Genomic DNA, 24617 nt, shown 5'->3' with positions numbered 1-24617 from the left:
AGGCTCTAGGAACCGGTGCCCAGGACCGGGCCGCAGCCCGGCTGTCATACTTGAAGGGGTCTTTTCGCCATGAAACCCCCGGAACTCCCCGGAGCCGTGCGGATACCCGTTGCAGCCGAAGGAAACCCTGTGATGTCAAGAACGTGGCCGTGGGCCGCAGCAGCGGGCGTAGTCGCCGCAGGTATCGCCGTAGCTGGCGGGGAACTGGCTGCGGCCGTGCTCAGCCCGTCCCTGTCGCCGCTGACGGCCGTTGGCTCCGTCGTGGTGGACGCCGTTCCGGCTCCCGTGAAGGACTGGGCCATTGCCTCGTTCGGCACCGGGGACAAGCTCGCCCTGCTGGCTGGAATGATCCTGATTATCGCCGCGGTTGGAGCGGTTTGCGGTGTGCTGGAAACGAAGCGGCCGCCCTTGGGCTCATGGGTCATCGGTGCCTTCGGAGCAGCGGGAGTGGCTGCCACGCTCACGCGGGCGCAGTTTTCGCCGCTGGCGCTGGTTTCACCGCTGCTCGCCGGTGTCCTGGGAGTAATGGTCCTGCGGGCGCTGGCCGTCCGGATCCGCAGCTACGGCGCGGCCCCCGCCGGGGAAACGGGCGCACGGCGCCGCGAGGTGCTCGTGGGCGTCGGCGGCGGGGCTGCGGTAGCCGCGGTTGCCGGCGGGCTTGCCGGGATGTCCCGGAGTTCCCAGGTGGCGGTGGAGGACCTGCGGACAGGCGTGCAGCTGCCCGCGCCGGTTCAGCCTGCCATGGAGATCCCGGCCGGAGCGGACCTTGGGGTTTCCGGAGTGGATCCGCTGATAACCCCGAATACCGACTTCTACCGGATCGACACCGCCCTGCGGGTCCCGCTGGTAGATCCGCGTTCCTGGCGGCTGCGGGTAACGGGCATGGTGGAGAAGGAAATCGAGATCAGCTACGCCGAGCTGCTGGCTAAGCCGCTGCAGGAAAGCTGGATAACGCTCGCATGCGTCTCCAATGAGGTCGGCGGATCCCTGATCGGCAACGCCCGCTGGCTCGGCTGGCCGGTGCGGCACCTCCTGGCCGCCGCAGGAATCCAGGAAGGCGCCGATACGGTTCTGTCCACCAGCGAGGACGGGTGGACGGCGACCACCCCGCTGGAAGCGCTCACCGATGCCCGGGATGCGCTCCTTGCCGTTGGGATGAACGGCGAACCGCTGCCGCCCGAGCACGGATTCCCGGTACGTCTGGTTGTCCCCGGACTCTATGGTTACGTCTCCGCGACCAAATGGGTGACCGAACTGAAGGTCTCGCGGTTCCAGGACGAGGCCGCCTACTGGACCAACCGCGGCTGGTCCGAACGCGGGCCCATCAAGCTCTCTTCCCGGATCGACACGCCGTCCCGGAACGCTGCCGTCCCAGCGGGCATGGTCACAGTCGCCGGCGTCGCGTGGGCGCAGCACACCGGCATCAGCGCGGTGCAGGTGATGGTCGACGACGGCGGCTGGCAGGACGCCACGCTGGCGGCCGGAATCTCGGCGGACACCTGGCGGCAGTATTCCGCACAGGTGGAGCTTTCACCCGGGGAGCACACGATCACGGTGCGGGCCGTCGACGCCAACGGAAACCTGCAGGATGAGACAAAGCGTCCGGTCGTTCCGGACGGAGCAACCGGGCTGCACTCGGTTACCGTCAACGCCAAGTGAGCTGCGGCCGAGCCGGTGCCGGGCTCATTCGCCGCGGGAGCAGATCCGGTGGATAGGCTAGGGTCGATGGGTGAAGATCACCACTCTTGAAGGCACAGTAAACTTCCGGGATGTCGGCGGACTGCCGCTGGCGGGAGGCGGCAGTGTGGCTTCCGGTGTCCTGTACCGCTCCGATGCGCTCAGCTCCCTGACACCCCGCGGACTGGAAACCCTCGCCGGCTCCGGCGTCGACGTCCTTGCCGACTTCCGCACTCCAGCCGAACGGCAGATGGCCCCGAACCGGCTCCCCGCCGGCCGTCCGCTGCGCATCCTCGAGCTGCCGCTTTTCGAAGGTGCGTTCACCGGCGCCGCGCAGGCGGAAATGCAGCGTGCGAACCTTGCCGGTGATCCGGCGTCGGCGGCCCGCGCGATACAGGCAGCGATCGCCCAGCTGCCGACCCTGGGAGAGCTCTACACCGGAATGCTGGAGGACGGTGCACCGGTGTTCGCTGCGGCGGCCCGGACGGTCGCCGCGGGCAACGGTTCCGCGGCAGTGCTGCACTGCACGGCAGGTAAAGACCGCACCGGGGTTGCCGCCGCGCTCCTGCTCGAAGCGGCGGGGGTGGAACGGAACGCGGTGGTTGCCGACTACCAGCTCAGCGAACGCAACCTGGCAGGGGAATGGTCGGACCGGATGCTGGGGATGATCGCGGGGATGGGGGTGCCCCTCACCGAAGCGGTCATTACGCTGGTCACGCGTTCGCCCGCCGATGCCATCGTCACTGCCCTCGACTGGGTCACGGCGAACCACGGCGGGGCAGCGGGCTACCTCCGGGCCGCAGGCCTGTCCGCAACGGAACTAAAACAGCTGCAGCAGCGGCTGCGCGGACAGGACCCTGACCCGCACTAGGCCGCCCGGCAGTGTGCGGACGGACTCTCAGCCGCAGTAGTGCATACAATTCGTTGCAGTGTGCCCGCGGAAGGCGCACCCGGCCGAGGAGGAACGTGAGCAGCACACAGACCCGCACCCGGACGGTGGGCGAGCATCAGCAGCAGGTGCAGGCCCTGCTGGCCGGGCGGCTGCACGGGCATGCGGCCCGCACCGAGCGCCTGGGACTGGAACAGGCAGCCGGGCGTGTCCTCGCCGGGAACGTCGCGGCTCCGCGCAGTCTGCCGCCGTTCGCTAACTCGCAGATGGACGGTTATGCGGTCCGCGCGTCGGACCTCGCCGCAGCTCCACCGGCCACATCCCAGCCAGCGGCAACCCCGTCCAGCACCGTCCAGCTGCGGGTTGCGGCACCCATCCCCGCCGGCACGGCGGCCCCAGCGCTGGCCCCCGGAACCGCGGCCCCGATCATGACCGGTGCCATGCTGCCCGCCGGGGCAGACGCCGTCGTTCCCATTGAGCGGGCCGTGCCGGACTCCTTCTATCCGGCGACGGAACCCGAGGGTGCCACTGTTGGCCTTCCCAGCGGAGTTCCGGCCGGACAGTTCGTCCGTTCGGCCGGCAGCGACATCGCCGAGGGAACAGCCGCACTGGCTGCCGGAACCCGGCTCGGTGCTGCCCAGCTGGGGCTGCTGGCGGGCCTGGGGGTGGATTCCGTGACGGTCCGGGCACGCTTCCCGGTCCTGCTGCTGAGCACGGGAGATGAGGTGGTGGAACCCGGTCAGCCGCTCGCGCCGGGACAGATTCACGACGCCAACACCACACTGCTGGCGGTCAGCCTGCGTGAAGCCGGTGCCGAGGTGGCTCATTCCCGGATTGCCGCGGACCGTCCGGAGGGTTTCCTGGAACAGCTCCGGCACGATCTCCGGCGTCATCCCGCTGACCTGGTCCTGACCTCAGGCGGCATCAGCAAGGGCGCCTACGAAGTGGTCCGGCAGGCACTGGGCGCCGGCGGCGTCCAGTTCCTTTCGGTGGCAATGCAGCCCGGCGGCCCCCAGGGAATCGGCACAGTGGACGGGATTCCGTTCCTCGCCTTTCCAGGGAATCCGGTGAGCTGTCTGGTGTCTTTTGAAATGTTCCTGCGCCCGGCACTGACCGCGCTGACCGGGCTGCCCGTCCCGCGCCGGAAAGTCCAGGCGCGGCTCACCGAGGCCGCGGCCAGCCCGCCGGGCAAACTGCAGCTCCGCAGGGGACGCTGGAAGGACGGGCAGGTGGAGCTCATTGGGGGACCGGGGTCCCACCTGATCCACGCCCTGGCCTCATCCAACGCCCTTGTCGAGCTGCCGGAAGACACTGAACACGCGGCTGCCGGGTCGGAAGTGACAGTATGGCTGTTGGACTAACCCAGCGTGCAGCACAGCACCACCGAAAGGACCCGCCGATGCCCTCAGACCAGCCCCGATCAGGCACCACCGGAGAAGAGCAGGCCGCACCGGCGCTTACCCATGTCCGCGCAGACGGCACCGCCCATATGGTCGATGTCTCCGCCAAGCCCGAGACCGCCCGTGAAGCCACGGCCCAGGCTGTCCTGAAAACCACGGCCGACGTTATCCGGCTGCTCACCGAGGGCGGGCTGCCCAAGGGTGATGCGTTCGCCGTCTCCCGCGTCGCCGGAATCATGGCTGCCAAACAGACCTCCAACCTGATTCCGCTCTGCCACCCCCTGCCGCTGACCAAGGTCACCGTGGACTTCGAGCCCCGGGAGGACACGGTTGTCATGCGGGCCACCGTCAAGACCAAGGCGCTCACCGGCGTCGAAATGGAAGCGCTGACCGCCGTCTCCGTCACCGCGCTGACGCTCTACGACATGATCAAGGCCGTGGATAAGCACGCGGTGGTCTCGGACATTATGGTGCTGGCCAAATCGGGCGGCAAAAGCGGAGACTGGACACTGTGAGCACCGGCCCAACGGCACCCGCCCGCCGCACCGCGGCGATCCTGGTTGCCTCCACCCGGGCAGCGGCCGGGGTGTACGAGGATGAAACCGGGCCGCTGCTGCAGGACTGGTTCTATGCCCTGGGCTACGACGTCGTCCTGGCGGAAGTCGTGCCGGACGGTGACCCGGTGGGACAGGCGCTGGCCCGTATGCTGGCGCTGGAACCGTCCCTTATTATCACCAGCGGAGGCACCGGGATCAGCCCCACCGACGTCACGCCGGAGCAGACCCTCCCGCTGCTTCAGCGCCAGGTGCCCGGGATTATGGAAGCACTGCGTGCCGACGGGCTGGCCAAAACCCCGATGGCGGCGCTGAGCCGCGGATATGCCGGTACTGCCGGACGGACCTTCGTCGTCAACCTGCCCGGCTCGCCGTCCGCCGTCGCGGACGGACTCGCCGTCCTCGAGCCCCTCGTGGGGCACATCTGCAGCCTGCTGGAAGGTAGAAATGAGCACTAGCGAAGTTGTGGCTGCCACGGTCGGCACCACCGTGCTGGAATCTGAATCCGCATGCACCGCCGTGTGGACCCCGCAGGCCGGCGCCGTCGTGAGCTTCAGCGGCATTGTGCGTAATCACGACGGCGGGCAAGAGGTGGCCTCTCTGAGCTACAGTGCGCACCCCACCGCGCAGACGGTCATCGCGGACGTTGCCGGGGCCATCGCGGAGAAGTACGACGGCGTCCGCATCTGGGTGGGCCACCGCACCGGGCCGCTTCAGATCGGGGACGCGGCACTGGTTGCCGCCGTCGCCTCCGCCCACCGCGGCACCGCCTTCGCCGCCTGCTCGGAGCTTGTGGACACGGTGAAGGCCCAGGTGCCGATCTGGAAAGAGCAGGTATTTGCGGACGGGTCCGTGGAGTGGGTCGGCGTCAGCGATGCCCCGGCCTGACCGGTAACCTAAAACCATGAGGAATAAACTGCCTGTCGCGGTGCTCGGAGCCACCGGACGCATGGGATCCGAAGCCGTCAAAGCCGTGGAAGCGGCTCCGGACATGGAGCTGGTGGCCGCCCTGGGCCGTAACGATCCGCTGGAAACCCTGGTGTCCGCGGGGGCCCGGTACGTGGTGGACCTGACCGTTCCGGACAGCACCGAAGCAAACGTCCGCTTCGCCGTCGAACACGGAATGCACGCCGTGGTGGGAACCACCGGCTGGGACGCGGGACGCCTGGAGCGCCTGACGGAACTGCTTGCGGAGCACCCTGAGACCGGCGTCCTCATTGCCCCGAACTTCGCCCTCGGGTCCGTGCTGGCCACCGCTTTTGCCGCCAAGGCCGCACCGTACTTCGAATCCGTGGAAATCGTGGAACTGCATCATCCGCAAAAGGTGGACGCCCCCTCGGGAACCGCCGCCCGCACGGCTGAACTGATGGCAGCCTCCCGCGCCGAAGCCGGCACCGCACCCTCACCGGACGCCACCGTCAAGGAACTCCCGGGTGCCCGCGGAGCCGACGTCGACGGCATCCGCGTCCACTCCGTCCGCCTGCGCGGACTGGTGGCCCACCAGGAGGTCCTGCTGGGCGGCGAAGGGGAGCAGCTCACCATCCGCCACGATTCCTATGACCGGGCGTCCTTTATGCCCGGAGTCCTGCTCGGGCTGCGTCAGGTCGCGGAGCACCCGGGCCTGACCGTCGGACTTGACGGCTACCTCAACCTGAACGCCTAAGGAAACCTTCGTTGTCCACTTTCTTCTCCGGACTGTTCCATAACCGGGCGAAAATCGGTGTCCTCCTGGTCACCCTGCTCCTGGCTTTCTACCTCGTCATTGTCGCCCAGCGGGGCTGGCTCCTGCTGACCTCCGACGGGCTCACCGCGAAGGCGATGGGCCTGGCGTACTTCGTGCTGCCGCTCGTTGGTGTGTGGGCCCTGGTGCGCGAGCTGCTGTTCGGTGTGCAGACCGAGAAAATGGCCACTATCCTCGCTGATGAGGGCGGACTGCCGGTCGATGACCTGCCGCGGACCCCGGGCGGCAGGATCGTCCGGGAAGCCGCCGACGCCCAGTTCCCGGCCTACCAGGCCGAGGTTGAAGCCGCCCCGGAGGAGTGGCGGGCCTGGTTCCGGCTGTCCTGCGCTTACGACGCCGCCGGTGACCGCAAGCGTGCCCGCTCCGCAATGCGGCAAGCCGGCAAGCTCTTCTCTGCCTGACGCCTGAAGGAGCGGCGCCTACCGCCGGTTTTCTGCCAGGGTGCCGTCCCGGGCCAGCCGCGACGCACCTGACGCAATGGTCTCCAGCGGTCCGCGCGAACCGAGGCGGACGAACGCGATGCCGATCAGCACTGCGGCCGCGGCCTGGGGCCAGAACACCCAGCCGGGATCCAGCGCCGGTTCCTGCGCCTGCACCATCGCCATGACCCAGATGTGCACGCTGTAGAGCGTCAGCGTGATGGCACCGGCGGCGGAGAGCGGCAGCAGCAGGTTGGGCCGCGCCCAGGTGAGCAGCAGACAGATGCCGACGACGGCGGCAGCCGTCCCGGCGGTGTGCAGCAGGTCGAAGGTGGTTCCGGAATGCGGCGCACTGACCGTGAGCCACCACCACGAGCCCGACTGGTCCACCCCGGTGAGGTTCACCTCCAGCATCCGGCCGATCGGCCACGTCTGCCCGGACTCGGTCTTCAGAAGTTCGGCGAAACCGCCGGCATCGATGAGCAGGTACCAGCTGAGGAACTTTGCACCCACAGCTGTAAAAATTCCCACGAAGACCAGGCCCGCCTGCACCGGCAGACTGGTCAGCTGCAGCCGTCCAATCACCATGCCAATCAGCAGGTAGCTCATCCACTGCACTGTGGGGTACACGCCGGTGAACAGGACATCTGCCAGCAGCGGGACCGGTTCCAGGAAATGCTCCCAGGTGATGTTGCCGTCCACGCCGGGGGGAACCAGGTTCGCGTTGATCCAGGGGCGCATCAGGTAGGCCAGGACGGGGGAGAGGCATACCCAGGCACCGGCCCAGACCGCAAGCCGCGGCAGCCGCATGTTCGTGAACGGCAGCACCATCAGGAACAGGACGGCGTAATGGAACAAGATGATGGCAATCGAGGTCTCCAGCCCGCCGAGCAGCAGGCCGATCAGTGCGATGACCCCGGCGCGCGCGGCGATGCCACGCCGGTTCCGGGCAGGGGAACGCGCGGAACCCGGATCGGCGCCGCCGGTCAGTAAGGCGATTCCAATGCCCGCCACCACGGCGAAAAGGGCGGAAGCACGTCCGGAAAAGAGCAGCGCAACCAAAGTGGGCGCTCCCGTCTCAGGGTTGTACAGCGGGAAGATGTGAGTCGACATCATGCCCAGCAGCGCCACACCCCGGGCAGCGTCGATGCCCGTCAGCCGTGTTCTGCTCATTCCAGAATCGTCTCACAGCAGCCTTGGCATCCCTGTGCGGCGTTCCCCGGGCCTGACGCGCCCGGGCGCACCGGGCGTCTCCGTTGTCCCAATCGCAGGTGCAACAGGTAACGTTTTACCCATGGCAGACTCTGATATTCGTTCCCGCCCGTTTGGAACCCTGGTGACGGCGATGGTCACCCCGTTTACAGCCGACGGTCAGGTGGACTTTGAGGCCACCGCGTTCCTGGCCAACAAGCTGGTCGAGGACGGCTGCGACGGTCTTGTCATCTCCGGAACCACCGGCGAAACCTCCACCCTGGAGGACAGCGAAAAAGAAGACCTTTTCCGCGTCGTCGCGGAGACCGTCGGGGGCCGGGCCAAGGTCATTGCCGGGACCGGAACCAACCACACCTCGCACTCCGTGGAAATGGCCAAGCGGGCCGAGCGCGCCGGAGCCGACGGCCAGCTGGTCGTCACCCCGTATTACAACAAGCCCACCCAGGCCGGTGTGCTGGCACACTTCGACGCCGTTTCGCAGGCGAGCGAGCTGCCCATCATGATCTATGACATCCCGGGCCGCGCCGGGATCCCGATCACCACCGAGACGATGTTCCGTCTCGCAGAAAACCCCAAGGTCCTGGCCCTCAAGGATGCCAAGGCCGACTTCGCTGCCGTCACCCGGGTCATGGCCAACACCACCCTGGACGTCTACGCCGGCGACGACGGACTGACGCTGCCGTGGATGGTGGCCGGAGCCGTCGGCGTCGTCAGCGTCAGTGCCCACGTGGCCACCCGGGAGTTCCGGGCCCTGGTCGACGCAGCCGCAGCAGGAGATTTCGATAAGGCGCGCCGGATCCACTTCGACCTGGATCCCGTAGTGCGCGCAGTAATGACACACATACCAGGTGCCATTTCCGCCAAGCAGATCCTCAAGATGCAGGGAGTGATCCCCAACGCCGCTGTACGGCTGCCGCTGGTGGCTCCCGACGCCATTGAAATGGAAGCTGTCCTGGCGGACCTGGCCGAAGCAGGATGGGACTTTTCCCAGGACAAGGCGTAATACAACATGATTGAAACTGCGGATACCGCACTGAGGACCCCTCCCCGTCTCAAGCCCGGGACGCTGCGCATCGTGGCCCTGGGCGGGCTCGGAGAAATCGGCCGCAACATGGCCGTCTTCGAAATCGACGGCAAGCTGCTCATCGTGGACTGCGGTGTGCTCTTCCCGGAAGAGACGCAGCCCGGCGTTGACCTGATCCTCCCGGACTTCTCCTACATCGAAGACCGGCTGGACGACGTGGTGGGCGTGGTACTCACCCACGGACATGAAGACCACATCGGCGCAGTGCCGTACCTGCTGCGCCTGAAGAAGGACATCCCGCTGATCGGCTCCCAGCTGACGCTGGCACTGATCGAGGCGAAGCTGCAGGAACACCGGATCAAGCCCTTCACGCTCACCGTGAAGGAGGGCCAGGTTGAGCAGTTCGGCCCCTTCGAGTGCGAGTTCGTGGCGGTCAACCACTCCATTCCGGACGCGCTGGCGGTCTTCATCCGTACCCGTGCCGGCACGGTCCTGCACACCGGCGACTTCAAGATGGACCAGCTCCCGCTGGACGGCCGCATTACCGACCTGCGCGCTTTCGCCCGGCTGGGTGAAGAGGGCGTGGACCTCTACATGGCGGACTCCACCAACGCCGACGTCCCCGGCTTCACCTCACCGGAACGCAACATTGGCCCGGTGCTCGAAGAGCTCTTCGGCAAGGTCAAGAAGCGGATCATCGTCGCGTCCTTCTCCTCGCACATCCACCGTGTCCAGCAGGTGCTCGACGCCGCTGCCGCGCACGGCCGCAAGGTCTGTTTCGTAGGCCGCTCCATGGTCCGGAACATGGCCATCGCGGAGAAGCTGGGCTACCTGAACGTTCCCGACGGCATCCTGGTGGACCTGAAGAACGTGGACAACATGCCCGACCACAAGCTGGTGCTGATGTCCACCGGTTCGCAGGGCGAGCCCATGGCCGCGCTGTCGCGCATGGCCAACGGCGACCACCGGATCAGCGTCGGCCGCGGTGACACGGTCATCCTGGCCTCCTCGCTGATCCCGGGCAACGAGAACGCCGTCTTCCGCGTGATCAACGGGCTCATGAAGCTGGGTGCGGACGTCGTCCACAAGGGCACGGCCAAGATCCACGTCTCCGGACACGCCTCGGCCGGAGAGCTGCTCTACACGTACAACATCCTGAAGCCGAAGAACGCCATGCCCGTGCACGGCGAAACCCGCCACCTGATCGCTAACGGCAAGCTGGCGGCGCAGACCGGTGTTCCGGAAGAGAACATCATCCTGGCCGACGACGGCACCGTGGTGGACCTGGTCAACGGCAAGGCCCGCGTGGTCGGCAATGTTGAGTGCGGCCTGGTCTACGTTGACGGATCCAGCGTCGGGGAAATCACCGACACGGACCTCAAGGACCGCCGCATCCTGGGCGAAGAAGGCTTCATCTCCGTTATCACCGTGGTGAACCGCACCACCGGAACCATCGTGTCCGGGCCGGAAATCCATGCCCGCGGCTTCGCCGAAGACGACACCGTGTTCGACGAGATCAAGCCCAAGATCAGCAAGGCGCTGGAGGAAGCGGTGATGTCGAACCGGGACCACACCGCCTACCAGCTGCAGCAGGTTGTCCGCCGTGTCGTCGGCACCTGGGTCAACCGCCGCCTGCGCCGCCGCCCGATGATCGTTCCGGTGGTCCTGGAAGCCTAGCCCGGCCTGTCCGCAGGTCTCTGATTCCTCCCCGGCCGGGGTTCCCGGCGGGGAGGAACAGCGCCTGGATTGGCGCGTATATTCGGTGATTTGCCGCCGTCGTCCGGTAGCGTGGCAGATATGGCGACTCGTACTTCCCCTGCCGCGCGCGGCAGTTCCTCCAGCCGGACACCTGCCCGCAATGCCGGCGGGAGTTCCGGGGGAAAAGCGGGCGCACGGGGGAAGTCCACCGGCCGGCAGTCCAAGGCCCAGCCAGAAGAGACGCTCCCGCTGCCCCTGCGGGCCATTCAGAGGGCGTGGATGGGAGTCGCCCGGATCGTAGGTGCCGGTGTCCGCAAACTGGGCACCGACGTCGTTCCGGACCGCGAGATCCGCCGGGACGGCACCGGTTTCTTCCTGATTCTCACCGCCCTGCTGGTTGCCATGGTTGAATGGTGGGCCCTGCGCGGTCCGGTAGCCGACGTCATTCACGCCGGTGCGGCCGGCACCTTCGGGTGGATGGCCGTCGTCCTGCCCTTTATGCTCCTGACCGCCTCGGTCCGCCTGTTCCGCTATCCGGAACGGCACCGCGCCAACGGCCGGATCAGCATTGGCCTGACCCTGATGATCTGCTCCGGGGCGGGCATCACCCACCTGATCGGCGGTGCTCCGGCCCTGTCCGACGGCTTCGATAAGCTCTGGGCCTCCGGCGGTATTGTCGGTTTCCTGGTGGCTGGCCCGCTGTCCGCCGCCATCACCAAGTGGCCGGTCATCCTTCTGCTTTCGCTTCTGGTCTTCATCTCCATCCTGATCGTCACGGCCACGCCGTTCCGGCACATTCCGCTGCGCCTGCGCGCCCTGTATGAGCACCTGATGGGGCAGGACCTGAGCCCGGACGATCCCGAGGCTCACGACCAGAGCTACCTCTATGCCTCCGACCGCCCGGCCAAACCGAAGAAAGCCCGGAAGCCCAGCCGGTTCGCACGCACGCGCAAGGACGAAGAGGCGGAGCACTCTGACGGCTTTGCCGGAGACGAGGCCTTCGAAGCCGCCCTGCTGCGGGACGAAGAGGAACGGCAGGAAGCTGCCCTGGCCGAACCCGCGGTCCCGCCGGGAGTCCGCCGCCCCACCAAGGCCGAACTTGCCACTCAGAAACTGCGCCGCCAGCAGGGTCTCGAGGAGGACGCAGAGCCGCCCACGGAAGCGATCTCCATGGTCCCCGAGGCGGCTGCGTCCCTTGCCGCGGTTCCGCCCGTGCCTCCGGTGCCCTCGCGCCCGGTGGCGAATGTGCCGCCGTCGGCCCCCATTCCGCAGCGCACCGAGCAGCTGCAGCTCTCCGGCGACGTCACCTACACCCTCCCGCCGTCGGACTTCCTGCCGTCCGGTCCGCCGGCCAAGGAACGCTCAGAGGCCAACGACGCGGTGGTCGCTGCCCTGACGCACACCCTGGAGCAGTTCAACGTTGACGCGAAGGTCACCGGATTCTCCCGCGGTCCCACGGTCACCCGGTATGAGATCGAGCTGGGCGAGGGCACCAAGGTGGAGCGGGTCACCGCGCTGTCCAAGAACATCTCCTACGCCGTCGCCAGTTCCGACGTGCGCATCCTCTCGCCGATCCCCGGCAAGTCCGCTATCGGCATCGAGATTCCGAACGCGGACAAGGAAGTCGTGGCCCTGGGCGACGTGCTGCGCTCCAACGCCGCGCGCAAGACCGAGCACCCCATGGTGATGGGTGTGGGCAAGGATGTTGAAGGCGGCTTCGTCGTCGCCAACCTGGCCAAGATGCCGCACCTTCTGGTGGCCGGCGCCACCGGTGCCGGTAAGTCATCCTTTGTGAACTCGATGATCACCTCGATCCTGATGCGCTCCACCCCGGATGAGGTCCGGATGGTCATGGTGGACCCCAAGCGCGTGGAACTCACCGCTTATGAAGGTGTGCCGCACCTGATTACCCCGATCATCACCAACCCCAAGAAGGCCGCCGAGGCGCTGCAGTGGGTGGTCCGGGAAATGGACACCCGCTACGACGACCTGGCCAACTTCGGTTTCAAGCACATCGACGATTTCAACAAGGCCGTGCGCAACGGCAAGGTAGTTCCGCCGGCCGGTTCCAAGCGGGTTATCCGCGCTTACCCGTACCTGCTGGTGATCGTGGACGAGCTCGCTGACCTGATGATGGTTGCCCCGCGGGACGTCGAAGACTCGATCGTGCGCATCACCCAGCTGGCCCGTGCCGCCGGCATCCACCTGGTGCTGGCCACCCAGCGCCCCTCTGTCGACGTCGTCACCGGTCTGATCAAGGCCAACGTTCCCTCCCGCATGGCCTTCGCCACCTCCTCGGTCACCGACTCCCGCGTGGTCCTGGACCAGCCGGGCGCGGAAAAGCTCCTGGGCCAGGGCGATGCACTGTTCCTGCCGATGGGCTCCAACAAGCCGATCCGTGTGCAGGGCGCCTGGGTAACGGAGTCTGAAATCCACCGCGTGGTGGAGCACGTCAAAACCCAGCTGCAGGCCGTCTACCGCGAAGACGTGGCCGTTACCGCGCCCAAGAAGCAGATCGACGACGACATCGGAGACGACCTCGATGTCCTGCTGCAGGCCACCGAGCTGGTGGTCACCACGCAGTTCGGCTCCACCTCCATGCTCCAGCGCAAGCTCCGGGTCGGTTTCGCCAAGGCCGGCCGCCTGATGGACCTGCTCGAATCCCGGGGCGTGGTTGGCCCGTCCGAAGGCTCCAAGGCCCGCGACGTGCTGGTCAAACCCGATGACCTCGCCGCCACACTGGCCGCCATCCAGGGCGGGGAACCGCTGGGCGGTCCGGACGCCGCGGAAGCTGCCGCACTGGCGGATAACGCCAACGCGAACCACGGCTTCGAGCCCGACGGCCCGGTGGACCTGGTGGGCCAGGACCTCGACTCCCGCCCGCAGGCCACGGAATATTACGACGGCGCCGACGGGACCAGCGGCGACGAGGACGGAACAGAGGACGCATGGAATCTCACCGGACGCTGAACCCGGTTAGTCTGGAACTGTGAGCAACTCCCCAGCCGAGCGGGTTCCGACGCTGAACATCGCCAACGTCCTGACCGTCATCCGCATCGTTATGGTGCCGCTGTTTATCTGGTTCCTCGTGGCAGACGATGGCCGCGACGGCCTGTTCCGGTGGCTGGCGGTGGCAACCTTCGCCGTCGCCATCTATACGGACAAGCTCGACGGCGATCTGGCGCGCAGCCGCGGGCTGATCACCGACTTCGGCAAGATCGCCGATCCCATTGCCGACAAACTGCTGATCGGCTCCGCCTTGGTGATGCTCTCGATCCTCGGCGAGCTGTGGTGGTGGGTCACGATCGTCATCCTGGTCCGCGAAATCGGAATCACCATCATGCGGTTCGTGGTGATCCGGTATGGCGTGATGGCTGCTTCCCGCGGCGGCAAGCTCAAGACCGTTATCCAGACTCTGGCAATCTTCCTGTTCCTGCTGCCCCTGACCTCCTGGCTGGGGGACTGGGCCTGGTGGATCAGCGCCACCGTGATGGCAGCCGCCGTCGTCATCACCGTGGTGACCGGCATCGACTACGTCCTGCAGGCCATCCGGCTGCGCGCCGGTGCCCGCGGCGAGAGCGGCCGAAGCGCATGACCGGCCGGGCACCCGACATTGTGGCTGCCGCGGCCGCCCGCGGATTGCGTGTGGCAGCTGCCGAGTCGCTGACCGCAGGGATGCTCGCTGCGGAACTGGCCACCGTACCTGGAGCCTCCGCGGTACTGCAGGGCGGCGTTGTTGCGTACCAGAACTCGGTCAAGGCACAGGTTCTGGGCGTCCCGGAGGACCTGCTCCGGAAAGCCGGCTCCGTTGACCCGGCGGTGGCCGAACAGATGGCCGGGGGCGTCCGGAAGGTGCTGAACGCCGATATTGGGATTTCCACCACCGGTGTGGCGGGTCCGGAGCCCCATGACGGCAAACCGGTGGGTACTGTGTTTATTGGTATCGCGACGGCGTCTGCAGTCAGGGCCGAAGGTTTCCGGTTCGAGGGCGACCGCGCCGCCATCCGGCGGCAGGCCTGCACTGCGGCTTTGGAGCTGCTGGCTCTGGAACTGCTATCCGGGGAACCGGCGCAGGAGAGCCAGGGTTAGAGGCTCGGCACAAACGGCGCTGGGGCCGGGAACAAATCCGAAACCGTGTCAGTTGTTAGTATCAGGAACCGCTAAGGTTCCCGGATTACGATCTAGACAATCCGCGGTATTCGCCGCGGAGGGACCGATAAGGGAGCAGGACGATACACATGGTGAAGCAACCCGTATCCGTGAACGGCGTTATTCGCTGGCGGGATGTAGGGTTGGCGGAAGATGCACACAGGGAGCCTAAGGAGCGCAAGATGGTAGTTCTACGCCATGAAATTGGTGATGTACTCCGCGATGTACGCCAGCGCCAGGGCCGTACCCTGCGTGAAGTCTCGCACAGCGCCAGGGTGTCCCTTGGATACCTGAGCGAAGTTGAACGGGGCCAGAAGGAAGCTTCTTCTGAACTCCTGTCTTCAATCTGCAGTGCCCTTGATGTGCCTTTGTCCCTGATGCTTCGTGAGGTCAGTGACCGTGTGGCCAGCGCCGAAGGCGTAACCATCCCCGACACCGTTCCGACGGAATTCTCCCGGGAGTTTGCCCGTGAGTTCCCCGAGGACCTGGCCCGGGATCTGGCCCGCACTCCGTAACAACCCCCGGGGAGCTTCTGCTTCCCGCCCAAGAGCTCTTGAAGGACCCCGCTGCGCACCGCCGGCGGGGTCTTTCGTCTGCCCGGGCGGCAGGTCAGCTTGCGTGCCCGGGCACTTCGGAGACATTGAGTTTGTGCAGCAGCGTGCTCAGGGTCCGGACCTCCGCCTCATCCCAGGAGGAGAGCAGCAGCCGGAAATGTTCCTCCCGTGCCCGCTGGGTCCGCAGCAGCTGCTCCTGCCCCAGCGGCGTCAGGCTAATGGCCTGGGCCCGCCTGTCCTCCGGATCGGCCTGCTTTTCCACGAGCCCCAGCGTCTCCAGAATCACGACCTGCCGGCTCACCGAGGGCTTTCCGACGCCGATGGCAGCGGCCAGGTCAGTGAGCCGCAGTGGACCCCGGCGCTGCAGCAAAACCAGCAGCCCGTAGGCGGCAGGTTCCAGATTGGGGTGGACCGCCTTGGCTACCCGGGCGGAGGCAGCCCGGGCGCGCCGCCACAACACGCTCAGCTCCTGTTCGAGGCTTTCGATGGCCGGGGCGGGGGCAGCTGCCGGCGGATAATCCGTCATGGTGCCATTCTAGGCCGGGAAAGTGCAGGTCATCACAGGCCCGCCGCCTCCCGGATCCCGGCCCCGTGAGTGGGCGTGAGAGGATTTATTGATGCGTATCAGCGATTTTTGGCGTCTCATGGATGATGAGTTCGGGCCGGCATATTCCCGGGTTCTGGCTTCGGACCTGGTTCTCACCGGTCTCGGAGGAATAACTGCCAGTCAGGCGCTGGAGAAGGGCGTGGAGCCCAAACGGGTGTGGCTCGCTGTCTGCGACATGCAGGAAGTCCCCCCGGAACGGCGGCTGGGACGGGATATCCAGCCAAAACGGGACTAGACACGCTGCGGTATCCGTTCGAATATTTGTTCGGATGCCGATATGCTCCTACACAGGGGCAGCAACTGGCCCGCCCGGCTCCGGCTGTCCACACCCGGCATGCGTTCGCTGGCAGTGTCAGTGCCGTCGCATACGGTTCAGTAAGGAACCGACAGCAGGCCCACGGGCCAGGAACAACAGCAACAGCCACAACAACAGAGGTGAAGAATGGCCGCTCCAGACCGCGCCAAAGCACTTGAAGCAGCACTGGCCCAGATCGACAAGCAGTTCGGTAAGGGCTCCATCATGCGGCTGGGCGATGACACGCGCGCGCCCGTCGAAACCATTTCCACGGGCTCCATTGCCCTGGACATCGCGCTCGGCATAGGGGGCCTGCCCCGCGGCCGAGTCGTGGAAATCTACGGCCCGGAATCCTCGGGTAAAACCACCGTTGCACTCCACGCGGTTGCCAACGCCCAAAAGAACGGCGGAATCGCCGCGTTCATCGATGCTGAGCACGCCCTGGACCCGGAATACGCCAAGAAGCTCGGCGTCGACACTGACGCGCTTCTGGTTTCTCAGCCGGATACCGGCGAGCAGGCACTGGAGATCATGGACATGCTGGTGGGCTCCGGCTCGCTGGACATCGTCGTCATCGACTCCGTCGCTGCGCTGGTTCCGCGCGCGGAAATCGAAGGCGACATGGGAGACAGTCACGTTGGGCTCCAGGCCCGGCTGATGAGCCAGGCCCTGCGAAAGATCACCGGCCGCCTGAGCCAGACCAAGACCACGGCCATCTTCATCAACCAGCTGCGAGAGAAGATTGGTGTCTTCTTCGGCAGCCCCGAAACAACCACCGGCGGCAAGGCGCTGAAGTTCTACGCCTCGGTCCGTATCGACGTCCGCCGGATCGAGACGCTGAAGGAAGGCACTAACGCGGTTGGTAACCGGACCCGTGCCAAGATCGTCAAGAACAAGATGGCCCCGCCCTTCAAGCAGGCGGAGTTCGACATCATTTACGGTCAGGGCATCTCCCGCGAAGGCAGCCTGATCGACATGGGTGTGGAGCACGGAATCGTCAAGAAGTCCGGTGCCTGGTTCACCTACGACGGAGACCAGCTGGGGCAGGGCAAGGAAAACTCCCGCCGGTTCATGCGGGACAACCCTGAGCTCGCGGACGAGATTGAACGGCGTCTGCGCGTCAAGCTGGGAGTCGACGCCGAACCGGAGGAGCAGGCGCCCAAGGGCAAGAAGGCAGCCGCTGACAACACGGCAGCAGCCGAAGCCTAGTCTCAAAGATGCAACAGCGCCGTGCCCGGAAACCGGGCGGGGGAGCCCAGGACGGCCCCACGCCCGGTTCGGCTGCCGACTCCGTTGCCGAGGCAGACCCCTACGCAGTTGCCCGGGCGATAGTCCTGCGGCAGCTGACCAGCTCTGCTAAAAGCCGCCGCCAGCTGGCCGACAAGCTGGCCGAGCGCGGCGTCCCGGAGGAGGTCGCGGCGGCAGTGTTGGACCGTTTCGAGGAAGTCCGGCTGATTGACGACGCCGAGTTCGCCCAGATGTGGGTCCGAAGCAGATCCCAGACCCGGTCCCTGGCCCGGTCGGCGCTCCGCAGGGAGCTCACGGAGAAGGGGATTGCTCCGGAACTGGCGGAGGAAGCCCTCGAACAGCTCAGCAGCGATGACGAACGGACGGCAGCACTGGAGCTTGTGCGCCGGAAACTGCGCAATGCTGCAGTGCCCCAGGACCGGCAGGAACGGGATAAGCAGGTTCGGAGACTGGTCTCCATGCTGGCGCGGAAGGGCTACTCACCCTCACTCGGTTTCGCGGTAGTCAATGAGGTGCTGGAAGACCGGGAGGCCGCGGAAGGCCAAGCGGCCGACGACGAGACCTGGTAGTGAGGCTGGTGCCCCGAACGGTCCGGCCGGGGGCGGCTGCACCGCGGAGGAGCGGCCACAGACGCCGGTAGGGGATACCCCGGGCGTATCGTATGCTGATCCTCACTATGTTTACTGTGAGGTTTCTGGGACAGAAGTTACGTGGCGCGTCTTTGACAGCCGCAGCAGCCGCCGGGGTTCTTGCCGCTGCACTGCTGTCCGCTGCGCCCGCCGCGGCCGATGACTACCCGAGCTGGGACCAGATTGCCGCCGCCAAGTCCGATCTGTCCGCCCGCGAAGCGCAGATCAGCGAGCTGGAGGAACACCTCGCCAAGCTGCAGGATGAGGCCGGGGCCCTCGGCAACGCCGCCGTTGACGCGTCCAGCCGCTACGATGCCCTGCGCGGTGAAGTCCTGGCCAGTGACGCGCGGGTGGCCGAGCTGGCCGAAGAACGTGCGGCCGCAGCGGCTGAAGCCTCGGAACTCCGCAGCCAGGTGGGAGCCCTCGCCGCCCAGACCTATAAAACCGGGGGTATGGATAGCACCGTCCTCTTCCTCCTGGACTCCGAGGAAGGTGTGGCTCACCTGGACCGGATGACCACCCTGCAGCTGGTCACAGAGCGGACCTCCAGGCTTTTCGGCCGGGCTGACGCGGCGGAAAAATCAGCGGCGGCACTAGAGGACGCCGAAGCAGCCGAACGAGAAGCGCGAAAGGTGCTGGCGGAGGAAGCCGACGCGTTGTACAAGGACGCCGAAGCAGCCACCACCGCTGCGGACAAGGCGGTGCGCACCCAGGAGGAACGGACGGCTGTGCTGATCGCCCAGCTGGCTGATCTTCGGGAGACAACGGCTGAAGCCGAGCTGGCCCGCATGCAGGCGGCCCGCGCCGAAGAATCCGTCCGGCAACAGGCAGAAGCCGCGGAAAAAGCGGCCGCCGAAACCGGCCGGCCGGAGGCTGGACCGGTGATTAATCCCACACGCCCCAGTAGCCCGCCGGCTTCGGCCGCGCCCTCACCATCTACACCGCCAGCCACACCCACACCTCCCGTCGCGGCTCCCGCGCCTCCGGCCGCACCACCCGCACCGCCTGTCCAGGAGACCGTGCCGCCGGCTCCCGCGGCCCCGGTGGATGACCCCGCCGGCGCCCAGAATTATGCACTCTCCAGCATGCCCGGGTACGGATGGGACGGCGGCCAGTTCCGCTGCCTTGTGAACCTGTGGAACCGCGAGTCCAACTGGCGGACCAGCGCCGCAAACCCCTACAGCGGGGCCTACGGGATTCCGCAGTCCCTTCCCGGAAACAAGATGGCCGCCTTCGGTGAGGACTGGCGGACCAACTACCGCACACAGATCAACTGGGGACTTTTTTACATCCAGCAAAGGTATGGCTCACCCTGCGCTGCCTGGGCTCACTCGGAGAAAAATAACTGGTATTAAAGCGGCTCCGTTACAGAAGCGCAACCTGAGCGTTATCAATCCGCGATCTGTCTCAGGAACGGTGTGTACAGTCCCGGTCTTATGAGTAATGCAGTTCAGGGACGGCGTGAAGAGAGGCGGCAGCGCGCAATCCAGCGCCGCCGCCACCGGATCAAGGTGGGAGTTGCGGCTACGCTCGGCGGGGCCGTCATGCTCGGCACCGCCGGTGCAGCCGCGAGCAGCGACAAGGACCTGCGTGCCACCGCCGGAATCCAGCTCGCCAGCCTGACCCTCCCCATTTTCGACGAAACCGATGCCGCGGCTGAGCCGACGGCCCAGTCAGCGCAGGCGGAGACCGTGGCCCCGTCCCCAGCCGGCCAGACACCGGCGGCCGAATCTTCCGAACCAGAGCCGGAGACAGCTCAGAACACTCCGGATGCTGCCGCGCAGGCGGCAGCAGCGGCAGAGCAGGCAGCGGCGCAACTGGCCGCCGAACAGGCAGCCGCGGACGCGGCGGAGGCTGCTGCCGCCGAAGCCGCCAAAGCAGCAGCAGCGGCGTCAGTTCCGGTCAACGACCCAGCTGGAGCGAAGGCCTACGCGGCCACTGCCCTGGCCGGTCACGGCTGGGGTGCCGCGGAGATGACCTGCCTGGATACCCTCTGGAACAAGGAATCCGAGTGGCTGACCAGCGCTACGAATGCCAGCAGCGGCGCCTACGGCATTCCGCAGGCACTTCCCGGCACCAAGCTGGCCACCGCCGGGGGCGATTGGCAGACCAACTACAAAACACAGATCAACTGGGGCCTGACCTACATTGAGTCCCGGTACGGGAGCCCCTGCTCGGCCCTTAACTTCCACTACGCGAACAACTGGTACTAAGCCGGTTACCGCGCCGCGTCTCACCCCCGGCAGCGCCACGTCTCACCCCCGGAAGCGAAGACCTGCCGGAAACGAAGGACCGGCCGCCCGACCGGCCGGGACCGGCCACAGCAGGCAAGCCGGAGAATTGGGGCCGTGCCTCCCGCGCGGCGTACCCTAGTACGGTGAGCCTGTCTGTATCCCGCCCCGCACCCGCTGAGACCTTCGACGCACCCGCCCAGGCGCCTCTGCGCACCTATCAGGTACGTACCTTCGGCTGCCAGATGAACGTGCATGACTCGGAGCGGATCTCCGGCCTTCTTGAAGGCGCCGGCTATGTGCCGGCCGACGGCGCGGACGCCGACCTCGTTGTCTTTAATACCTGCGCCGTGCGGGAGAATGCGGACAACAAGCTGTACGGCAACCTGGGCCAGCTGGCGCACGTGAAGGAAACCCGTCCCGGCATGCAGATCGCCGTCGGCGGCTGCCTGGCGCAGAAGGACCGGGACACCATCCTGGCCAAGGCTCCGTTCGTGGACGCTGTTTTTGGCACGCACAACATCGGCGCGCTGCCGGCCCTGCTGGAACGTGCCCGCCACAACGACGCCGCGCAGCTGGAAATTCTGGAATCCCTTGAGGTCTTTCCTTCCACGCTGCCCACCAAGCGCGATTCGGTGTACTCCGGCTGGGTCTCCATTTCCGTTGGCTGCAACAACACCTGCACGTTCTGCATCGTCCCGTCACTGCGCGGCAAGGAACGCGACCGCCGCCCGGGAGAGATCCTTGCCGAGGTGCAGGCGCTGGTCGACGACGGCGCCATCGAGGTCACGCTGCTGGGCCAGAACGTCAACTCCTACGGTGTGGAATTCGGCGACCGCGGAGCCTTCGCGAAACTGCTGCGCGCCTGCGGGTCCATCGAAGGACTCGAACGCGTCCGGTTCACCAGCCCGCACCCGGCGGCCTTCACCGACGACGTCATCGACGCGATGGCACAAACCCCCAACGTGATGCCGCAGCTGCACATGCCGCTGCAATCCGGCTCGGACAAGGTCCTCAAGGACATGCGCCGTTCCTACCGGTCCAAGAAGTTCCTGGGGATCCTGGACCGGGTCCGGCAGCAGATGCCCCACGCGGCAATATCCACGGACATCATCGTGGGCTTCCCGGGGGAGACGGAAGAGGATTTCCAGGCCACGCTCGACGTCGTCGAACAGGCCCGGTTCGCCACCGCCTTCACCTTCCAGTACTCGAAGCGCCCGGGCACTCCGGCGGCCGAGCTTGCGGACCAGCTGCCCAAGGCCGTGGTCCAGGAGCGCTTTGAGCGCCTGACCGCGCTGCAGGACAGGATTGCGGCCGAGGAGAACGCCAAGCAGGTCGGCACAACGGTTGAAGTGATGGTCACCGCCGCGTCGGGACGTAAATCGGAGGAGACCGGCCGGCTGTCCGGCCGCTCGCGCGATCAGCGGCTGGTGCACTTCTCCGTTCCCGAGGGAGCTCCGGTTCCCCGCCCCGGAGATCTGGTGACCGTTCCCATCACCTCCGCCGCCGCGTTCCACCTGGTGTCGGATCCGGCCTCGGCCGCTGACTACTCGCTGCGCCGTTCCCGCGCCGGAGACGCCTGGGACCGGGCACAGGCTGATTCCTGCGGTGTTCCCGCTCCCGCGGACGGCCGGGCCGGTGTTTCGCTGGGTATGCCCGTCCTGCCCCCGCGCCGGTGACCCGCAGCGTCCCTCCCGTCGTCGCCGTCGTCGGCCCCACCGGCTCCGGTAAGTCGGACCTTGGTGTGGCGCTGGCCCAGCGCCTCGGCGGGGAGATCATCAACGCGGACTCCATGCAGTTCTACCGCGGCATGGACATCGGCACCGCCAAACTTCCCGAAGCCGAGCGCGGCGGCGTTCCGCACCACCTGCTCGACATCATGGACGTGACGGAGGAAGCGAGCGTCTCGGCGTTCCAGGCCCAGGCCCGCGCCCTGATCACACAGATCCAGTCCCGCGGCCGGTATCCCATCCTGGTCGGCGGCTCCGGACTCTACGTGCGCGCAGCCCTGGACGTGCTGGAGTTCCCCGGAACGGACCCCGTGCTGCGCCGCCGCCTGGAATCGGAACTGGCGCAGGAGGGTCTTGAAGCCCTGCGTTCCCGGCTGCAGGCGGTGGATCCCGCATCGGCGGCACGCCTGGGCGATGCCCGGCGGATTGTCCGGGCCCTTGAAGTCCACGAGCTCACCGGGCGGCCGTTCAGCTCCTTTATGCCGGACCGCACCTACTTCCAGCCGGCAGTGCAGGTGGGATTGACGGTGGAGCGCAGCCTGCTGCACCAGCGCCTGGCCCGCCGCGTTGAGCTCATGGTCGAGCAGGGACTGGAAGCTGAAGTCCGGCGGCTGGACGCGGCCGGACTGCGGACCGGCAAAACCGCCGGCCGTGCCCTGGGCTACGCCCAGTTCCTGAAAGTGCTCGACGGCGAGTGGACCACCAGGCAGGCCGTGGAAGACACTGTGGTGGCCACCCGCCAGTTCGCCCGCCGCCAGATCACCTGGTTCCGAGCCGACCCCCGCGTCACCTGGCTGGACTTCGATGATGCTGAACTGGTGAACAAGGCCGCCGCCGCTATTCTTGAAGGGTGAGCACAACTTCCCCCACCGCCCTGTCCGCATCCGGCCTGCCCTCCGGTGTTGCCGGCCTGTCCTTTGCCAAGGGCCACGGCACCGGCAACGACTTCGTCCTGGTGGCAGACCCCGACGGGCTGCGGGACCTGAGCGCCGCCGACGTTGCGGCGGTCTGCGACCGGCACAGCGGGATCGGGGCCGACGGCTTCATTCGAGCCGTCCGTTCCGAACACCTGCCCGAAGGCCAGGCCGTTCTGCAGAGCAACCCGGATGCCCTCTGGTTTATGGATTACCGCAACGGTGACGGCAGCATCTCCGAAATGTGCGGCAACGGCGTGCGGGTCTTTGTGCACTTCCTGCTCGAAGAAGGCCTGGTGCAGCTGGCACCGGGCGATGTGCTGCCAATTGGCACGCGCGCCGGGCTGAAGACTGTTACCCGGACTGAAACCGGCTACGCGGTGGACATGGGTCCGTGGGAGTTCATCTTCCCCGACCACGCCGCGGCCAAGGCCATGGACACCGTAGTTAATGCCGGGGGCCTGGAGGTGCCGCGCCCCGGACTGTCCGTCAGCATGGGTAACCCGCACACCGTCGTCGCGCTGGCCGAACTGTCGGAACTGGCTGCAACTGAGCTCATCAAGGCCCCCTCCGTGGAACCTGCGCCGGTGAACGGCACCAACGTCGAGTTCGTTGTGCCCGCCGAGCCCCTGGTGCTCGACGGCGTGGGGCAGCTGACCATGCGCGTCCACGAGCGCGGTGTCGGGGAAACCCGCTCCTGCGGCACCGGTGCCTGCGCGGCAGCCGTGGCAACCCGGTTCTGGGCCGGAGCAGGCGCCCCAAACGCCTGGCACGTCCGGGTGCCCGGCGGAGAGCTCGGCGTCCGCTTCCTTGCCGGACCGGATGGCCGGGAACACGTGGAGCTCAGCGGACCCGCTGTCCTCGTTGCCCGCGGAACACTGCTCTAGTCGGGTTCGCCGCTGCGCTTGACCAGCAGGATCCGGAAGGACTTGGCGGTGCTGTAACGGCTGACCGCAAAGTCCGTGCCAAGGTTCTCGCCGAGCCAGCGCTGCAGGGAATCCGATCCCAGGTTCTTCTGGACCACCAGCCAGGCGGTCCCGCCCGGTGCCAGGCGCGGCAGCCACTGCAGCAGCAGGGCATGCAGTTCCTCCTTGCCGACACGGATGGGCGGGTTGGACCAGATGGTCTCAAACTCCAGCTGGGGATCGACGGCGTCCGGGAGCAGGGCGTGGACGTTGCCCAGGCCCAGAGCAGCAGCGTTGTCCCGGGTCAGGCCCAGGGACCGTTCGTTGACGTCCACGGCGTACACCTGGGCGCCGGGGGACTTCAACGCCATGGTCAGCGCAATCGGTCCCCAGCCGCACCCGATGTCCAGCAGATTCCCGGCAGGCGCCGGGTCGGGAATACCGGAGAGCAGGATCTGCGTTCCCTTATCAAGGCCATCAGGACTGAAAATGCCGCCGGAAGTGGTAAGCGTCCGCTCCTGGCCGGCCAAGGTAACGCGCAGCGGCCGGCGGACCTCCGGTGAGGACGGCTGTGAACTGAAGTAATGCTCTGAACCCATAACTATCCAGATTAGTGGTTCCGGGACGGGCCGGGGGACCGGATGGTCCTGTCCGCCCGCCGCCGTCACCGACACCCGCGCACGTATTGCACAACCCGCAGGGCAGCCGACACAATGTGGGTCCCCTGACCTACCATGGTTA

25 protein-coding genes are annotated in these 24617 nt (G+C 66.7%); 22 read left to right on the top strand and 3 right to left on the bottom strand.

The window, feature by feature from the left end; all coding sequences use genetic code 11:
* The first annotated feature begins 132 nt into the window (after positions 1 to 132).
* From H9639_RS11460 to H9639_RS11425, 8 genes are all read left to right on the top strand, one after another.
* Positions 133 to 1659, top strand: coding sequence for a molybdopterin-dependent oxidoreductase (locus H9639_RS11460; RefSeq protein WP_191808215.1), 1527 nt, complete (start codon positions 133 to 135; stop codon positions 1657 to 1659).
* 70 nt (positions 1660 to 1729) lie between these two features.
* On the top strand, positions 1730 to 2548 hold the full coding sequence (locus H9639_RS11455; protein WP_191808214.1) for a tyrosine-protein phosphatase: 819 nt from the start codon (positions 1730 to 1732) through the stop codon (positions 2546 to 2548).
* 95 nt (positions 2549 to 2643) lie between these two features.
* Entirely contained in the window at positions 2644 to 3927 is a 1284-nt protein-coding gene (locus H9639_RS11450) for a molybdopterin molybdotransferase MoeA (RefSeq protein ID WP_191808213.1), read from the top strand.
* Positions 3928 to 3965: 38 nt separating this feature from the next.
* Positions 3966 to 4481, top strand: coding sequence for a cyclic pyranopterin monophosphate synthase MoaC (moaC, locus tag H9639_RS11445; RefSeq protein WP_191808212.1), 516 nt, complete (start codon positions 3966 to 3968; stop codon positions 4479 to 4481).
* On the top strand, positions 4478 to 4978 hold the full coding sequence (locus H9639_RS11440) for a MogA/MoaB family molybdenum cofactor biosynthesis protein (protein WP_191808211.1): 501 nt from the start codon (positions 4478 to 4480) through the stop codon (positions 4976 to 4978). Before moaC ends, H9639_RS11440 begins: the two co-directional genes overlap by 4 nt.
* On the top strand, positions 4968 to 5408 hold the full coding sequence (locus H9639_RS11435; protein WP_191808210.1) for a molybdenum cofactor biosynthesis protein MoaE: 441 nt from the start codon (positions 4968 to 4970) through the stop codon (positions 5406 to 5408). The genes H9639_RS11440 and H9639_RS11435 overlap by 11 nt, the downstream gene beginning before the upstream one ends.
* A gap of 16 nt (positions 5409 to 5424) precedes the next feature.
* Positions 5425 to 6183, top strand: a complete 759-nt coding sequence (gene dapB / locus H9639_RS11430; protein ID WP_191808209.1) for a 4-hydroxy-tetrahydrodipicolinate reductase — start codon at positions 5425 to 5427, stop codon at positions 6181 to 6183.
* 11 nt (positions 6184 to 6194) lie between these two features.
* Positions 6195 to 6662, top strand: coding sequence for a hypothetical protein (locus tag H9639_RS11425; RefSeq protein WP_191808208.1), 468 nt, complete (start codon positions 6195 to 6197; stop codon positions 6660 to 6662).
* An 18-nt stretch (positions 6663 to 6680) separates the two neighbouring features.
* Here H9639_RS11425 and H9639_RS11420 read toward each other — a convergent pair whose 3' ends face one another.
* Positions 6681 to 7853, bottom strand: a complete 1173-nt coding sequence (locus tag H9639_RS11420; protein ID WP_191808207.1) for a heparan-alpha-glucosaminide N-acetyltransferase domain-containing protein — start codon at positions 7851 to 7853, stop codon at positions 6681 to 6683.
* A 121-nt stretch (positions 7854 to 7974) separates the two neighbouring features.
* Between H9639_RS11420 and dapA the strand changes: the two genes are divergently transcribed.
* From dapA to H9639_RS11390, 6 genes are all read left to right on the top strand, one after another.
* Entirely contained in the window at positions 7975 to 8895 is a 921-nt protein-coding gene (dapA, locus tag H9639_RS11415; protein ID WP_191808206.1) for a 4-hydroxy-tetrahydrodipicolinate synthase, read from the top strand.
* Between the two features lie 6 nt (positions 8896 to 8901).
* Complete coding sequence (locus H9639_RS11410; protein ID WP_191808205.1) at positions 8902 to 10593, top strand: ribonuclease J; 1692 nt, start codon at positions 8902 to 8904, stop codon at positions 10591 to 10593.
* 120 nt (positions 10594 to 10713) lie between these two features.
* On the top strand, positions 10714 to 13584 hold the full coding sequence (locus H9639_RS11405; protein ID WP_191808204.1) for an FtsK/SpoIIIE family DNA translocase: 2871 nt from the start codon (positions 10714 to 10716) through the stop codon (positions 13582 to 13584).
* 19 nt (positions 13585 to 13603) lie between these two features.
* Complete coding sequence (gene pgsA / locus H9639_RS11400; RefSeq protein ID WP_191808203.1) at positions 13604 to 14209, top strand: CDP-diacylglycerol--glycerol-3-phosphate 3-phosphatidyltransferase; 606 nt, start codon at positions 13604 to 13606, stop codon at positions 14207 to 14209.
* Entirely contained in the window at positions 14206 to 14703 is a 498-nt protein-coding gene (locus tag H9639_RS11395) for a CinA family protein (protein ID WP_191808202.1), read from the top strand. Before pgsA ends, H9639_RS11395 begins: the two co-directional genes overlap by 4 nt.
* A gap of 149 nt (positions 14704 to 14852) precedes the next feature.
* Positions 14853 to 15278 (top strand): helix-turn-helix domain-containing protein, encoded by a 426-nt coding sequence (locus H9639_RS11390; protein ID WP_066302864.1) that lies wholly within the window; start codon positions 14853 to 14855, stop codon positions 15276 to 15278.
* Between the two features lie 94 nt (positions 15279 to 15372).
* Here H9639_RS11390 and H9639_RS11385 read toward each other — a convergent pair whose 3' ends face one another.
* Complete coding sequence (locus tag H9639_RS11385; RefSeq protein WP_191808201.1) at positions 15373 to 15843, bottom strand: MarR family winged helix-turn-helix transcriptional regulator; 471 nt, start codon at positions 15841 to 15843, stop codon at positions 15373 to 15375.
* Positions 15844 to 15934: 91 nt separating this feature from the next.
* Here H9639_RS11385 and H9639_RS11380 point away from each other — a divergent pair, with 91 nt between their 5' ends.
* The 8 genes from H9639_RS11380 to dapF all read left to right on the top strand — a co-directional run bounded on the left by H9639_RS11380 (position 15935) and on the right by dapF (position 23858).
* A complete protein-coding gene (locus tag H9639_RS11380; RefSeq protein WP_191808200.1) occupies positions 15935 to 16159 on the top strand; it encodes a DUF3046 domain-containing protein in 225 nt (74 codons plus the stop codon).
* Between the two features lie 207 nt (positions 16160 to 16366).
* On the top strand, positions 16367 to 17428 hold the full coding sequence (gene recA / locus H9639_RS11375) for a recombinase RecA (protein ID WP_191808199.1): 1062 nt from the start codon (positions 16367 to 16369) through the stop codon (positions 17426 to 17428).
* An 8-nt stretch (positions 17429 to 17436) separates the two neighbouring features.
* A complete protein-coding gene (locus H9639_RS11370; protein ID WP_191808198.1) occupies positions 17437 to 18036 on the top strand; it encodes a regulatory protein RecX in 600 nt (199 codons plus the stop codon).
* A gap of 152 nt (positions 18037 to 18188) precedes the next feature.
* The gene (locus H9639_RS11365) at positions 18189 to 19451 is read left to right on the top strand and encodes a coiled-coil domain-containing protein (protein WP_191808197.1); all 1263 of its coding nucleotides are present in this window, start codon (positions 18189 to 18191) and stop codon (positions 19449 to 19451) included.
* An 81-nt stretch (positions 19452 to 19532) separates the two neighbouring features.
* The gene (locus H9639_RS11360) at positions 19533 to 20309 is read left to right on the top strand and encodes an aggregation-promoting factor C-terminal-like domain-containing protein (RefSeq protein WP_191808196.1); all 777 of its coding nucleotides are present in this window, start codon (positions 19533 to 19535) and stop codon (positions 20307 to 20309) included.
* Positions 20310 to 20479: 170 nt separating this feature from the next.
* On the top strand, positions 20480 to 22006 hold the full coding sequence (gene miaB / locus H9639_RS11355) for a tRNA (N6-isopentenyl adenosine(37)-C2)-methylthiotransferase MiaB (protein ID WP_225219534.1): 1527 nt from the start codon (positions 20480 to 20482) through the stop codon (positions 22004 to 22006).
* Positions 22003 to 22911 (top strand): tRNA (adenosine(37)-N6)-dimethylallyltransferase MiaA, encoded by a 909-nt coding sequence (gene miaA, locus H9639_RS11350; RefSeq protein WP_191808194.1) that lies wholly within the window; start codon positions 22003 to 22005, stop codon positions 22909 to 22911. Before miaB ends, miaA begins: the two co-directional genes overlap by 4 nt.
* Entirely contained in the window at positions 22908 to 23858 is a 951-nt protein-coding gene (gene dapF, locus H9639_RS11345) for a diaminopimelate epimerase (protein ID WP_191808193.1), read from the top strand. The genes miaA and dapF overlap by 4 nt, the downstream gene beginning before the upstream one ends.
* Here the strand turns inward: dapF and H9639_RS11340 are convergent.
* Positions 23855 to 24475, bottom strand: a complete 621-nt coding sequence (locus tag H9639_RS11340) for a class I SAM-dependent methyltransferase (RefSeq protein WP_191808192.1) — start codon at positions 24473 to 24475, stop codon at positions 23855 to 23857. The two genes, dapF and H9639_RS11340, sit on opposite strands and share 4 nt — an antisense overlap.
* Positions 24476 to 24617 lie beyond the last annotated feature (142 nt).

It is taken from the genome of Arthrobacter gallicola (assembly GCF_014836775.1).
Taxonomy (GTDB): domain Bacteria; phylum Actinomycetota; class Actinomycetes; order Actinomycetales; family Micrococcaceae; genus Arthrobacter_B; species Arthrobacter_B gallicola.
Note: the sequence above shows the minus strand (reverse complement) of the source record. Positions and strands in the feature narration are given on the sequence as shown.

What these genes read in the sequence shown, in the direction of transcription:
- H9639_RS11395 (WP_191808202.1), top strand. Translation starts at nt 14,206, where the DNA reads ATGACCGGCCGGGCACCCGACATTGTGGCTGCCGCGGCCGCCCGCGGA.
- dapB (WP_191808209.1), top strand. Translation starts at nt 5,425, where the DNA reads ATGAGGAATAAACTGCCTGTCGCGGTGCTCGGAGCCACCGGACGCATG.
- dapA (WP_191808206.1), top strand. Translation starts at nt 7,975, where the DNA reads ATGGCAGACTCTGATATTCGTTCCCGCCCGTTTGGAACCCTGGTGACG.
- H9639_RS11380 (WP_191808200.1), top strand. Translation starts at nt 15,935, where the DNA reads ATGCGTATCAGCGATTTTTGGCGTCTCATGGATGATGAGTTCGGGCCG.
- H9639_RS11435 (WP_191808210.1), top strand. Translation starts at nt 4,968, where the DNA reads ATGAGCACTAGCGAAGTTGTGGCTGCCACGGTCGGCACCACCGTGCTG.
- H9639_RS11370 (WP_191808198.1), top strand. Translation starts at nt 17,437, where the DNA reads ATGCAACAGCGCCGTGCCCGGAAACCGGGCGGGGGAGCCCAGGACGGC.
- H9639_RS11410 (WP_191808205.1), top strand. Translation starts at nt 8,902, where the DNA reads ATGATTGAAACTGCGGATACCGCACTGAGGACCCCTCCCCGTCTCAAG.
- recA (WP_191808199.1), top strand. Translation starts at nt 16,367, where the DNA reads ATGGCCGCTCCAGACCGCGCCAAAGCACTTGAAGCAGCACTGGCCCAG.
- H9639_RS11420 (WP_191808207.1), bottom strand. Translation starts at nt 7,853, where the DNA reads ATGAGCAGAACACGGCTGACGGGCATCGACGCTGCCCGGGGTGTGGCG.
- H9639_RS11340 (WP_191808192.1), bottom strand. Translation starts at nt 24,475, where the DNA reads ATGGGTTCAGAGCATTACTTCAGTTCACAGCCGTCCTCACCGGAGGTC.
- H9639_RS11405 (WP_191808204.1), top strand. Translation starts at nt 10,714, where the DNA reads ATGGCGACTCGTACTTCCCCTGCCGCGCGCGGCAGTTCCTCCAGCCGG.
- H9639_RS11360 (WP_191808196.1), top strand. Translation starts at nt 19,533, where the DNA reads ATGAGTAATGCAGTTCAGGGACGGCGTGAAGAGAGGCGGCAGCGCGCA.
- H9639_RS11460 (WP_191808215.1), top strand. Translation starts at nt 133, where the DNA reads ATGTCAAGAACGTGGCCGTGGGCCGCAGCAGCGGGCGTAGTCGCCGCA.
- moaC (WP_191808212.1), top strand. Translation starts at nt 3,966, where the DNA reads ATGCCCTCAGACCAGCCCCGATCAGGCACCACCGGAGAAGAGCAGGCC.
- H9639_RS11390 (WP_066302864.1), top strand. Translation starts at nt 14,853, where the DNA reads ATGGTGAAGCAACCCGTATCCGTGAACGGCGTTATTCGCTGGCGGGAT.
- H9639_RS11385 (WP_191808201.1), bottom strand. Translation starts at nt 15,843, where the DNA reads ATGACGGATTATCCGCCGGCAGCTGCCCCCGCCCCGGCCATCGAAAGC.